Here is a 13,241-nt window from a genome sequence, read left to right on the forward strand (position 1 = left end):
GGCTCGATGACTGCCCGGGAATGCGCACCCCACGCTGGATGTACAAGAACAACGGTCAAGGATTTCCGCGATGAAGATCATGCCCTGCCCACTCAATGGGCCCCGAAATATCAGCGAATTCGTGTATGGCGGCGAGCTTGCCGACATGCCAGACCCCGATACCTGCAGTGATCGCGAGTGGGCCGACTACGTCTTCTTCAGCGACAACACCGCCGGTGTCGTCACCGAATGGTGGATGCACGCCGCCTCCAGCTACTGGTTTCTCGCCGAGCGTCACACCGTGACCGACGAGATCCTGCGCACCTTCGATCCCTCCGAGCGCTTCACCCAGCGCGTGGAGTTTCCACTGCACACCACGGATAGCTCGGGAGAACGCGCATGAACGCCAGAGTCCCCATGACCCGAGGCGCACGTCTGCCAGCCCCGATGGGCCGACTGATCGACCGTGACACGCCGGTGACCTTCAGCTTTGACGGCAAGAGCTATCAGGGCTTTGCCGGCGACACCATCGCCAGCGCCCTGGCCGCCAATGGCCGCTGGCTGCTGTCGCGCTCCTTCAAGTATCACCGCCCGCGCGGCGCCCTGACCTTTGCCGGCCAGGATGCCAACACCCTGGTGCAATTGCCGGATGAGCCCAACGTGCTGGGCGATGAGCGCCAGATCAGCAGCGGCTTGCAGGTCACAGCTCAGAACGTGAATGGCAGTCTGGACAATGACCGCGACATGCGACTGGGCAAGTTCTCGAAATTCATGCCGGTGGGCTTCTATTACCGCGCCTTCTACAAGCCCAAGGGCGTCTGGAAGTACTGGGAGCCGCTGATTCGCCGCAAGGCCGGGCTCGGGACCTTGAATCTGGACGTGCGTGGCGACTATCACGACAAGGCCTATCTGTTCCACGACGTGGTGGTGGTGGGCGCCGGCCCGGCGGGCATGACGGCGGCGCTTGGGGCTGCCGAGGGTGGCGCCAACGTGCTGCTGGTCGAACAGGGCCGTCTGCTCGGCGGCGCCTTGACCTATGCGCGCTTCGACGCCGAAGGCCATGAGGCCAACCAGACACTGCAGACGCTGAGCGCGGCCGTCACGGCGCATCCGCGCATCGACGTGATGACCGAAGCGACCTGCAATGCCTGGTTCACCGACAACTACCTGCCGGTGATCCGCGGCAAGCGCCTCTACAAGGTGCGCGCCAAGGAATGCATTCTCGCCAGCGGCGCCTTCGATCAGCCGGTGGTATTTCGCAACAACGACCTGCCGGGCATCATGCTCGCCAGTGCCGCCCAGCGCCTGATGCAGCACTATGGCGTGTTGCCGGGCAAGCAAGGCGTGGTGATCACCGGCAGCGATGATGGCTATCTGGCCGCGCTGGACCTGATGGAGCACGGCGTCAACATCGTCGCGCTGCTCGACATGCGCGCCCAGCCCGATGAGGCAAGCCTTGCCGATGCGGTGCGCCACTGCGGCATCGCCTTGAAGCTCGAGCACGCCATCTTCGAGGCGCAGGCGGAGAAGTCGCTGCATCACGTCACGGGCGTCGAGGTACGCAAGATCATCGCGCGCGGCGAACTGGCCACCGAGGGAGAGGTGATCCCCTGTGATCTGGTCTGCATGACGGCGGGCTACATGCCGGTCTATCAGCTGGCCTGCCAGGCGGGTGCCAAGCTCTCCTATCTGGATGACGATGCACGCTTCAGCCTCAGCGGCCTGCCGGCACACCTGCACATGGCGGGCTCCGCCAATGGCCTCTATCACCTCAAGGACGTGATCGCCGATGGCCAGCGTGCCGCCAGGTCTGCACTGGCTGGGCTTGCCGCCGCAGGCAAGGTCGTGGATGTCACGCCGGAGGCGAATGAGCCGGCAGCCATCACGCCATCACGTCCCTTCCGTCAGCATGGCTGGCCGCTGTTCGCGCACCCCAAGGGCAAGGAATTCGTCGATCTGGATGAAGACCTGCAGATTCGCGATATCCTCAATGCCACCCGCCACGGCTACCGCGACATCCAGCTGGTCAAGCGCTTCTCTACACTGGGCATGGGCCCGTCACAGGGTCGTCACTCGGCACTGCCAGCCGCGCGCCTGGTCGCGGAGGCCACGCAACGTACCGTCAGTGAGACCGGCGTGACCACCGCGCGCCCGCCCTTCGTGGCCGAACCCCTGCCGTTGCTGGCCGGTCGCAGTTTCGACCCCTACCGCCAGACACCGATGCATCAGCGCCATCTGGCTCTCGGTGCCAGCATGATGCCGGCCGGCCACTGGGCGCGCCCGGCCTTTTATGGCCGCCCCGAGCAGCGCAATGACGCCATGCAGACCGAGGCGCTGGCCGTGCGCAACGGCGTGGGCCTGATCGATGTCTCGACCCTCGGTGGCATCGAGCTGCGCGGGCCGGATGCCGCCGAGCTGCTCAACCGCCTCTACACCTTCGCCTTCCTCAAGCAGCCGGTGGGTCGCACGCGCTACGCCACCATGGCCAACGAGCAAGGCGTGATCATCGACGATGGCGTCTCGTGCCGCCTCGGTGAGGAACACTTCTATGTCACCGCCACCACCAGCGGCGTGGACCGTGTCTACCAGCAGATGCTGAAGTGGAATGCCCAGTGGCGACTCGATGTCGATATCACCAACGTCACCGCCGCTTACTGCGCCGTCAATCTGGCCGGGCCCAAGGCCCGTGAGGTGCTGAGCAAGGTGTGTCGCGACATCGACCTGAGCCCCCAGGCCTTCCCCTATCTGGAGCTGCGCACCGGCCATCTCGAGACCGAGCTGCTGGGCACATCGGGCAGGATTCCCGCCCGCCTGCTGCGGGTCGGCTTCGTAGGTGAACTGGGCTACGAGATCCACGTGCCGAGCCGTTTCGGCGAAGCGCTGTGGGATCTTTTGATGATGGCGGGCAAGGAAGCTGGTATCCGCCCCTTCGGTGTCGAGGCCCAGCGTCTGCTGCGCCTCGAAAAAGGTCACATCATCATCGGTCAGGATACCGATGGCATGAGCCATCCCGGCGAGATCGGCCTTGAGTGGGCTGTCAGCCACAAGAAGCCCTTCTGTGTCGGCCGTCGTGCGATCGAGATTCTTGCCGCCCAGCCCCAGACCCGCAAGCTGGTCGGCTTCATGCTGCCCAAGGACAGCCCGCAACCGCTGGAAGGTCAGCTGGTGCTCAGCGGCGGGGAGCAGAGCGCCGACGCCGCCAAGCCCGGTGGCGATATCACCGGCAACGTGACCTCGTGTGAATACAGCGCGACGCTGGGTGCCATCATCGGCCTGGCCTACGCCGGAATCGACAGCAGTACGCCCGGCAGCAAGATCACCATCCGCACCCAGGGCGACGTACTGGTCCAGGCCGAGGTCGTGGCACTGCCCTTCTTTGATCCCAAGTCTGCCCGCCAGGAGCTGTGAAATGACGACATCAATGACGGTCCACCTGGATGGCGCCACGGCGTTGGCGCGCTGTGCACTGCCGGCAAGCCTCACTGGCGCGTCGACCGCCGAAAGCTCAAGTGACATGACGCCGGCCACCAGCCACTGTGCGCTCGCCGACATGAGCGCCCTGGGACGCGCAGGCGTCCGCGGCCGCGAGGCCGCCGACTGGCTGGCCTCGCTGGGCTTCACGGTGCCGGATACGCCCAATACGGCAAGGCTCCAGACGGATGGCAGCTGGCTGGTCAGGCTGTCAGTGGGCGAGTTTCTGCAACTGACGCCGGCCATCACTCCCGATGCGGGCGTGGCCGAGCTGCCGCTCATGGCGCAGGCGGATGAAGCGCTGGCCCAGGGCATGCGCGTGCATTCCCTGCCACGGCGTGATTCCCACGCCTGGTTCAGCCTGAGCGGCATCACCCTGCCCGCCCTGATGGCCAAGCTGTGTGGAGTGGATCTGCGCAGCGAGGCCTTCCCGCCGGGAAGCGTCGCCCAGACCTCGGTGGCACGCACCAATGCCATCATCGTCAACGTGGGAAGCCATCAGTGCCCTTGCTTCCACCTGCTGTTCGACATCGCCTCCAGCCACTATCTGTGGGGCGTCATGCTCGATGCCATGCGCGAATACTCGGGGCAGACCGTGACAGCCGCTGCCCTGCTGGCCCATCATCACGGCTAGCGATTGCGACGCAACCTTGGCATCCGCTCGCGCATGCCTCTCACGTTGTCACCCGCTCCCCGTCGTTGTCTGACTTCCAGGCAGCGACGGGGAGACTGCGTTTCACCTACGGCTCGCCATACGCAGCAAAAGGAACCAGGTATGCCCGATTCCCACGCCTCGCTCCCTTCCAGGCAGGATGTCGTGACCGATGACCCATCGCTCTCGACCGCGCCTGCTCGCGAGAATGATTACACCGTGCCGGCGCTGTTTCGCGGGCTGAGAATCCTCGAGATGTTCAGCAGCAGGCGCAAGGTGCTGACCACCAATGACTTCGCCGAGGAACTGGGCACCACCAATTCGGCCATCTACCGTATCGTCATCACCCTCACCGACATGGGCTATCTCAAGAAGATCGCTCGCAACACCTATGAACTGGGGCCACAGGTCATCTCGCTGGGCTTCAGCTATCTGGCCAGTCGTGACCTGGTCGAGGTAGTGGCACCCCACCTGGACACCCTGCGCGATCAGACCACCATGTCATGTCACCTGAGCGTGCGTGAGGGCACGGATGCCATCTATCTCTACCGCGCCTTCGCCGCACAGCGCATGTCGGTCAACATCCCCATCGGCTCCCGTCTGCCGTGTCATGTCAGCGCCATGGGGCGCATCCTGCTCACGGTGCTGGGCGAGGATGAACTGCAGCAGCTCTACCGCCAGATCCGCCTGGATGACTACCCACCGCCGGCGCCCCAGAACCTGCCGGCATTGAAGGATGCCATCGAGGAAGCTCGCCGCCAGGGATGGGTGGAAAGTCGCTCCGACTACGCCACCGCCATCGCCACGGGGCTTTATGACCACACCGGCCATCTGGTGGGCGCCATCAATATCTCGGGCCCCGATGCGATGATGGCCGACGAGCGCCGGCGCCTGCTGTTGCGCGGCGCGCTGATGGACTGCGCCCGCCATATCAATCATGAGCTGGGGGGACTGCACCGCCGCTGACAGGCAGTTTCCTGCTGGTCGCTGCTTGTTCTCCCGGGACGTCCATCATCCCTCTTGTTTCCCTCTTGTTTCCCTCTTGTTTCCCCCTCCTTTCCCCATCCCTTGCCCACCCTTTCCCCTTACGCTCCCCCTGGAACACGAGAAGGCCCGCCAATTGGCGGGCCTTCTCGTATCACACGCTGACAGGACTCACCTCACTCGGGGAATCCAGCACTTGGGGGGCAGACTCAACGCGCCGCCCCCTTGAGCACCGCAGCCGGAACTGCAGCGCTCGCCTTGCCGGCATGCCCGGACGCAGTGCCTTCTCCCTGTGACGGGGAGGACATGTTCACGAATTCCGGGTAGGCCCCCATGCCACATTCGTGCATGTCCATGCCTTCCAGTTCCTCTTCCTCGCTGACACGCAGGCCACCACAGACCTTCTTGATCACCAGCAGCGCCACCAAGCTTGCGCCGAACATCCAGACGAAGATGATCAGCGTGCCCAGGATCTGGGTACCGTACGCGGCGTCCGGATTGGAGAACAGCACTGCCATGATGCCCCACAGGCCGGCGGAGCCGTGTACGGAGATGGCACCGACCGGGTCATCGATCTTGAGACGGTCCAGTCCCACCACCGACAGCACCACGATGATGCCGCCTACCGCACCGACCAGCACCGCAAGGCCGGCAGACGGCAGCAACGGCTCGGCAGTAATCGAGACCAGACCGGCCAACGCGCCGTTCATCACCATGGTCATGTCAGTCTTGCCGAACATCGCGCGTGACAGCAGTGCCGCGGCCACCATCCCTGCCGAGGCCGCGGCATTGGTGTTGACGAAGATACGCGCCACGCTGTTGGCATCATCGAGACTGGCGATCTTGAGCATCGAGCCGCCATTGAAACCGAACCAGCCCATCCACAGGATGAACATGCCCAGCATGGCGACCGGCAAATTGGCACCCGGAATGGCACGTACCTTGCCGTCCACGCCGTAGCGCCCCTTGCGCGGACCGACCAGCAGCACCGCCGCCAATGCCGCCGCCGCGCCCGCCATGTGCACGACCACCGAGCCTGCGAAGTCCTGATAGCCCATCGCATCCAGGAAACCGCCGCCCCACTTCCAGTAGCCTTCCACCGGATAGATGACCGCGACCATCACCACCGCGAAGATCAGAAACGGCCACAGGCGCATGCGTTCCGCCACGGCCCCCGAGACGATGGACATGGTCGCGGCGGCAAACACCGCCTGGAAGATGAAGTCCGCCATGCTGGAGTAATAGACCGCCCCTTCGCCAGCACTGATGTCGCTGAGGGTATTGTCAGCGCCGAGCATGAACGACAGCCCCGGAATCACGCTGCTGATGGCGTTGTCACCGGGATACATCACGTTGTAGCCCACCACCAGGAACACCAGACAGGCGATGCCGTAGAGCAGCGCATTCTTGGTCAGGATCTCGACGGTATTCTTGGAGCGCACCAGCCCGGATTCCAGCATCGCGAAGCCGCAGGCCATGAACATGACCAGCGCGGTACACATCAGGAAGTAGAACGTATCCAGCGCGTAGCTGAGTTGCAGCACATCGATATTCACCAGCGTTTCCCCTTTGTTGTTATCCGCAAGCGCTGTGGTCAGTGGCTTGCGATCCATTCCCTATCACGCCCTCGGCGCCGAGAGCGGTTGGCCGAGAGCTCTTTATCAAGAGCTCTTTATCAGGAGCTGTCTGCCAGAAGCAGCTTGCCGAGAGCGTGGCCTAGACCGCTGCCTGCGCCGTCGCTTCGGCCATGGCCGCCACGCTTGCCTCGCGGGCTTCCAGCCACTCGAGCACGCTGGGCAGATAGCGCGTCAGTCCCTTGTAGTCGATCAGCTCCGGCGGCAGCGTATGCAGCACCTTCAGCAGACGCGTCTGCCAGACCGGGTTGGTACACAGGTCCTCGAGGCTGATCAGATAGGTGCGGATACCGAAGAACAGCGCATGACTACGCGGCATGCGCACCAGCGTCTGCAGCTCGACGCGCAGATGCACATCACGACCGGCGTTTTCGGCGGTGATGGTGGTGCGATCACTGCCCCACTCGGCATAGGTCTCCGGGGAGCTGTCCATGCGCGGATGGATGGTCATGGTCCAGTTGAGGCGTCGCACCGGCCCGCCGACCTGGATGGCGCACAGGTATTTGAGCGCGCGATCGAACACGCCCATCTCATGCGCCAGCGGCACCGGACCATGCCACTGCTTGAAGCTCATGCCGGCATCGAAGGCCAGTGACCAGTCCGCCGGACAGGTGATCATGCCGGCGTCCATGAAGAGGTCACCGTCGCGCTGGTCGAGCAGCGCGATATCGCCCTGCATCTGACGGCCGATATAGTCCAGTGGCGGCAGTGGCAGGCTGGTGGCATCACCCATGCAAAAGGCCTGCTCCAGCCCCAGCAGATGGTTGCGCCACACGCAGTCATCGCCGTCGCGCTCGAAACTGAAGGCCTGCGGATAGTCCCGGGCGTAGTGCGTCATCACGAATTCCAGGAAGTCCCAGGCTGCCGGCTGCATGTGTGGCATCACCAGGCAGCGTCTGGGGTCCTTGGCCAGCACCCGCTCACGCTCGGCGATCTCGCTCAGGTAGTGCTCATCGATATCCAGCATGTGCTCGGTGATGGAGCCCGGCTTGCCCGGCAAGACATGCGGCTCGATATTGACCGAGTAACGGTACTCATCTTCCGGGAACGGGAAGGGAAAACGCTGGATGGCGTAGTCGGAGTTCTTGAAGGTGAACTGACCATGGAACGCCTGGTCATCTCGCGGGGAAAATTGCATGTTCCTGCTCCTTGGGGGTCCATCTCGCGAAAGACGGTTTCAGAGATCCAGCACCAGCCGCTGGCTGCGTGCCCGGGAAACGCAGGGCATCATGCAGCGCTGACTGGCCCGCTCCTGTTCATCGAGGAAGGCGTCACGGTGTTCCGCCTCCCCCTCCAGCATCTCGACCCGACACTGTCCGCAGACCCCGCCGCGACACAGGCTCGTCACCTCGACACCGCTGCGCTCCAGCGCTTCCAGCAGGGATTCCTGGGCACCGACCGTCACTTCCACGCCGCTGCCGCGCGCCACGGCCGTGAAAGGAGTCCCCGGTTCCGGGGCGGCAAAGACCTCGTGATGGATGCGCGCGAGACTCCAGTGCAGCTCGCGCGCCGCGTCCTTCACGGCATCGATCATGGCCTGCGGGCCGCAGAGGTAGACGTGCGTGCCGTCGGGCTGACGCGCCAGCAGGGCCTTCAGATTCGGACGCTCGAGACGGTGCTGGGTGATGTTGCCACTCGCCAGATAGGGCGCGGCCTCCGGGAAGCGGGCGACGTCGAGGTCCTGGCTGCGCAGGTGAAGCTCCCAGCTGGCGCCACGCCTCTCCAATTCCGGCAGGTAGGAGAGAAACGGCGTGATGCCGATGCCGCCTGCCAGCATCAGGTGATGGCGCGCCTGCCAGTGCGGCAGAAAGAGGTTGGCCGGCGGGCTGAGCTCCAGCTCGTCGCCGACCTTGACGCGGGAATGGATGGCTTCGGAGCCCCCACGCGAGACCGGCTGACGACGCACCGCGATGCAGTACTGCGAGGGATCATCCGGCGGGCTGATCAATGAATAGGCGTTGCGACACACCCGCCCTTCTCCCGGAATGCCCAGCACCACATGACTGCCCGGCGAGAACGGCGTGAAGGGTGAGGCCTCATCGGCAGGCACCAGAGTGAGACGGCGCACGCTGCTGCTGAGCTGATCGACCGCGGCGACCCGCGCCTTCATGAAGCGAGACATGGTGCCACCTCCTCCTGTGAGGGAATCTCTCCCGGCGCTTCCGCATCGATTCGCACGCCCATGTAGGCGCCGAGACGCTTGGAAAAATGATCACGCACTTCCAGCATCAGGCCGCAGCCATCACAGGCTGACGGCGAGTGAATGACGTGCTCACTGACCTGCTGGCAGTGCACGCAGAACACATGCCGCCCCAGGGCAGCCACCGGCAACATCACCATGTCATCCAGCAGCAGCCCCTGCTGCTGAGCCAGATTGGCGACCTGCCACACGAAATGCTCACTGCCGATGATGACCAGACACCCCGCCGCGCCTACCTCGCCGATGGCACCCGCCAGCGCATCGCAGGCCAGGGGGCGATCATCGACGTCGTACCAGCGATACAGGCGGGCGCTGTCGGCGAGCCCCTTGGGCAACGCCTCTGTTGCCGGAGCGGATTGCACGGCGCCTCCCACCTCGCGGCTACCGAGCTGCCCCAGCAGCGTACTGATCAGCTGACAATGCATCTGCAGTTGCTGACGGGCGTTGCCCGCCGCCTCTCCAGTGCCTGGCAGGCTCTCGGGAGACTGGCATGCCACCAGATACCGTTGGGCATCGGGCAGCGCCTCGATGCGTGGATAGTGTTGCCGACTTCGAATCCCGGCAGTGACAGAGGATGATTGCGGGCTTTTCATGACACGACCCTGCTCTGAGAAATTGTCCTTGTTGTAATGCCGCCGTCTTGACGATGACGTGCATTCGACTACCACTCCATTTCTTGAGCATATTTCGTGCCATTGACGGCAAAATCATTACCCCGCATGCCCGGCAAAATCGTCTGAAAACCCCATTTCACATATGAAAAATCAATAGAGGTATTCACGCACCAAAACAGAACACAAAGCTCATGAATATCGGCTTGCATTCACCATTATTGCCCTGACCCAACCTCACCTCATAAGCCAATCGCTACGCCTGACATATTTCTCATTTAATGTCTTCAAGATGCTGAAAGAATGGAAAAACTTTATCTTGGGAGAATCACGATCTCACAATCGACACGACACTACGCGCTTCTCCACCGTCAGCATTCTGATGCACTTTCGCTTGCATGATATTGGCCTTTTTCCTTGATTTTACTCACCACCAAAGAAAGCGCCTCACCGAAGGGTGAGGCGCTTTGATGACTCAATATCGTCAGGTCATATTTTTCTACATCAACCGGAGCAGAGTTCTTGTCATTGCGACATTTTTCCTGGACAACATTGCGGCGATCTTGCTGACAAAAGGCTTCGCAGCTTTGCCATGACAATCATGCGCAATGGCAGCCATGCACGATCGCTCTCATGCGCAATGGCACACGCACGATAGAGATCGTGCCATCAGTAACCGCCCTGGCCCGGCACCCAGTTGGTGCCCGCCAACGGAACACGTGCCATGGCGGCCGCTTCCACATTCAGGGCGACCAGATCTTCCGGCTCCAGATGATGCAGGTGTGACTTGCCACAGGCACGTGCCAGGGTCTGGGCTTCCAGCGTCAGCACGCGCAGGTAGTTGGCCAGACGCTTGCCGGCCGCGACCGGGTCCAGTCGCTGGCTCAGCTCCGGGTCCTGGGTGGAGATACCGGCCGGACACTTGCCATCCTGGAAATCGTCATAGAAACCGGCGGCGGACCCCAGCTTCTGATACTCCTCGGCGTAACGCGGATGGTTGTCGCCCAGCGCGATCAAGGCGGCGGTACCGATGGCCACGGCATCAGCACCCAGTGCGATGGCCTTGGCCACATCGGCGCCGTTGCGAATCCCGCCGGAGACGATCAGCTGCACCTCACGGTGCAGGCCCATTTCCTGCAGTGCCTGAGTGGCCTGCGGGATGGCGGCCATGGTCGGGATACCGACGTGCTCGATGAAGACATCCTGAGTGGCGGCGGTGCCGCCCTGCATGCCATCCAGCACGATGACATCCGCGCCCGCCTTCACCGCCAGCTTGACGTCGTAGTAGGTGCGGGTCGCGCCGATCTTGACGTAGATCGGCACCTGCCAGTCGGTGATCTCGCGCAGTTCCGCAATCTTGATCGCCAGGTCATCCGGGCCGGTCCAGTCCGGGTGGCGACAGGCGCTGCGCTGGTCGATGCCCTGCGGCAAGGTGCGCATGCCCGCGACTCGCTCGGAAATCTTCTGCCCCAGCAGCATGCCGCCACCGCCGGGCTTGGCGCCCTGGCCGAGCACGACTTCGATGGCATCGGCCTTGCGCAGGTCGTCCGGGTTCATGCCATAACGTGATGGCAGATACTGATAGACGAGGCGCGAGGACTGGCCGCGCTCTTCCGGGGTCATACCGCCATCGCCGGTAGTGGTGGAGGTGCCGATTTCCGAGGCGCCACGCCCCAGGGCTTCCTTGGCCTGGGCGGACAGGGCCCCGAAGCTCATGCCGGCGATGGTGACCGGCGTGCTGATCACGACCGGCTTCTTGGCATGGCGCGTGCCGAGCACGACTTCGGTCTCGCACTTCTCGCGATAGCCTTCCAGCGGATAGCGCGACATGCTGGCGCCGAGGAACAGCAGGTCATCGAAATGCGGCACCTTGCGCTTGGCGCCCCAGCCACGGATATCGTAGATTCCCGTCTCCGCCGCGCGCTGGATCTCATGGATGACATCGCGGCCGAAGGTGGCGGATTCGCGCAGTGCCGGGTTGTAAGGCTGTGTCTGAGTTTCGTCAGTCATGTTGGGCATCCTGATCAGTAGGCTGAGGCGTTGTCGACCTTGAAGTGATAGAGCTGACGCGCAGATCCATAACGCGTGAAGCTGGCCGGGTCTTCATCAATTCCGGCACTCGCCAGCAGCTCCGCCAGTTCTTCCAGGTGCTCGGCACGCATGTCCTTGGCGATGCAGTCCGCGCCCAGCGATGCGACCGTGCCCTTCACGTAGAGTCGCGCTTCATAGAGCGAATCGCCGAGTCCTTCGCCGGCGTCGCCGCAGACCACCATGCGCCCCGCCTGGCCCATGAAGGCACTCATGGCCCCGATGTTGCCCTTGACGACGATATCCACGCCCTTCATCGAGATGCCGCAGCGCGCCGAGGCGTTGCCTTCGATGATCAGCAGGCCGCCGTGGGCGGTCGCGCCCGCGGACTGGGAAGCATCGCCCTTGACCCGCACGCAGCCGGACATCATGTTTTCCGCCACCCCGACCCCGGTGTTGCCGTGGATGGTGACGCTGGCCTTCTGATTCATGCCCGCACAGTAGTAGCCCGCGTGGCCATCGATATCGACACTGATAGCGTCATTGATGCCGCAGGCGATGTTGTGGGCGCCGTCGGAATTGACCACTCGCCACTCACGCGCGTCCTTCAGGGTGTCGGCATCGTGCAAGGCCTGGTTCAATTCGCGCAGCCCATCAACGGCCAGATCGTGAGTCTTCATCATTACGCGGCCTCCGAACGGGCGGTGTCTTTTTCCCACAGATACAGGCGGCCGGGTTCCGGCTCCCACACGCGGGCATCCTTGATGCCCGGCAGACTGGCCAGGGCGCGGTATTCCGAGGCCATGGCCACGTAGTCATCGGTCTCGGCGATCACGGCAGGCTTGCAGGCGATCGGGTCACGCACCACGGCGAAGCCATCACGGGTGCCAATGGTGAAGGTGAAGAAGCCATCAAGGTCCTTCAGGGCGCCGGTGATCGCGGATTCCAGGCTGTCGCCCTGCTCCAGACGCCAGGTCAGGTAGCCGGCGGCGACTTCGGAATCGTTGTCGGTCTCGAAGCTGATGCCCTCACGCTTGAGCTTGGTGCGCAGCCAGTTGTGGTTGGACAGCGAGCCATTGTGGACCAGGCACAGGTCACGCCCGGTGGAGAACGGGTGGCTGCCCTGCAGGGTCACGGCGCTTTCGGTCGCCATGCGGGTATGGCCGATGATGTGGCTGCCCTGCATGCCCTTGAGGCCATAGAGGCTGGCGATATGCGCCGGCAGGCCCACCGCCTTGAGGATTTCGATGCTCTGCCCCACGCTCAATACGCGTATCTGCGGGGCGCTGTCGGCAAGCCAGCTGCGCACGGCACTCTCTTCCCCGGCGATCTTGAATACCGCGACACTGGCATTGCTGAACCAGTCCGCCACCGTGCCGACCTGCTCGCCCAGGCCCTTGGCGATCGCCCCCCAATCCTCATCGACACCATCGCTCTGCAGCGTCAGCTTGATGCCAGCGTCAAATTCGTCGCCATAGATGGCGAAGCCGGCGCTATCCGGGCCGCGATCGGTCATCGCGATCAACATCGGCTCGAACAGCTCCCCCAGGCGCGATTCCAGCGCCGGGTTCTTGAGATAAAGCCCTACGATTCCACACATGGTGATGTCCTCTCACGGGCAGGAGGCGTCTCCTGCCTGGTGTCTTGAGCGTGGTGGTGACAGTGGCGACCCTCGTCTGACA

Annotated in this window: 11 protein-coding genes; 4 read left to right on the top strand and 7 right to left on the bottom strand. The window is 63.4% G+C overall.

The features are described 5' to 3' along the window. Nucleotides 1-70: 70 nt before the first annotated feature. The 4 genes from HXS66_RS13080 to HXS66_RS13095 all read left to right on the top strand — a co-directional run bounded on the left by HXS66_RS13080 (nt 71) and on the right by HXS66_RS13095 (nt 5,068). On the top strand, nt 71-382 hold the full coding sequence (locus tag HXS66_RS13080) for a sarcosine oxidase subunit delta (protein WP_054555966.1): 312 nt from the start codon (nt 71-73) through the stop codon (nt 380-382). After that, nucleotides 379-3,387 (top strand): 2Fe-2S iron-sulfur cluster-binding protein, encoded by a 3,009-nt coding sequence (locus tag HXS66_RS13085; RefSeq protein WP_255303254.1) that lies wholly within the window; start codon nt 379-381, stop codon nt 3,385-3,387. The genes HXS66_RS13080 and HXS66_RS13085 overlap by 4 nt, the downstream gene beginning before the upstream one ends. A 1-nt stretch (nt 3,388) precedes the next feature. Beyond that, nucleotides 3,389-4,084, top strand: coding sequence for a sarcosine oxidase (locus HXS66_RS13090; protein WP_176503735.1), 696 nt, complete (start codon nt 3,389-3,391; stop codon nt 4,082-4,084). Between the two features lie 141 nt (nt 4,085-4,225). Further along, nucleotides 4,226-5,068 (top strand): IclR family transcriptional regulator, encoded by an 843-nt coding sequence (locus HXS66_RS13095; RefSeq protein WP_176503736.1) that lies wholly within the window; start codon nt 4,226-4,228, stop codon nt 5,066-5,068. 227 nt (nt 5,069-5,295) lie between these two features. Here the strand turns inward: HXS66_RS13095 and HXS66_RS13100 are convergent, their stop codons facing one another. The 7 genes from HXS66_RS13100 to HXS66_RS13130 all read right to left on the bottom strand — a co-directional run bounded on the left by HXS66_RS13100 (nt 5,296) and on the right by HXS66_RS13130 (nt 13,159). After that, on the bottom strand, nt 5,296-6,699 hold the full coding sequence (locus HXS66_RS13100) for an ammonium transporter (protein ID WP_373996128.1): 1,404 nt from the start codon (nt 6,697-6,699) through the stop codon (nt 5,296-5,298). A gap of 103 nt (nt 6,700-6,802) precedes the next feature. Continuing rightward, nucleotides 6,803-7,858 (bottom strand): DUF3445 domain-containing protein, encoded by a 1,056-nt coding sequence (locus tag HXS66_RS13105; RefSeq protein WP_176503737.1) that lies wholly within the window; start codon nt 7,856-7,858, stop codon nt 6,803-6,805. A gap of 39 nt (nt 7,859-7,897) precedes the next feature. Next, nucleotides 7,898-8,842, bottom strand: a complete 945-nt coding sequence (locus HXS66_RS13110) for a PDR/VanB family oxidoreductase (RefSeq protein WP_176503738.1) — start codon at nt 8,840-8,842, stop codon at nt 7,898-7,900. Continuing rightward, a complete protein-coding gene (locus HXS66_RS13115) occupies nt 8,827-9,513 on the bottom strand; it encodes a dimethylamine monooxygenase subunit DmmA family protein (protein WP_176503739.1) in 687 nt (228 codons plus the stop codon). The genes HXS66_RS13110 and HXS66_RS13115 overlap by 16 nt, the downstream gene beginning before the upstream one ends. A 687-nt stretch (nt 9,514-10,200) precedes the next feature. Further along, entirely contained in the window at nt 10,201-11,541 is a 1,341-nt protein-coding gene (locus HXS66_RS13120) for an FMN-binding glutamate synthase family protein (RefSeq protein ID WP_077377081.1), read from the bottom strand. 14 nt (nt 11,542-11,555) lie between these two features. Next, the gene (locus HXS66_RS13125) at nt 11,556-12,242 is read right to left on the bottom strand and encodes a protein glxC (protein WP_240499541.1); all 687 of its coding nucleotides are present in this window, start codon (nt 12,240-12,242) and stop codon (nt 11,556-11,558) included. Further along, nucleotides 12,242-13,159: a glutamine amidotransferase family protein gene (locus HXS66_RS13130; RefSeq protein WP_176503740.1), complete on the bottom strand. Its 918-nt coding sequence runs from the start codon at nt 13,157-13,159 to the stop codon at nt 12,242-12,244. The genes HXS66_RS13125 and HXS66_RS13130 overlap by 1 nt, the downstream gene beginning before the upstream one ends. Between the last annotated feature and the right edge of the window lie 82 nt (nt 13,160-13,241).

Origin of the sequence: Cobetia sp. 5-11-6-3 (genome assembly GCF_013374055.1) — a bacterium.
Taxonomy (GTDB): Bacteria; Pseudomonadota; Gammaproteobacteria; order Pseudomonadales; family Halomonadaceae; genus Cobetia; species Cobetia marina.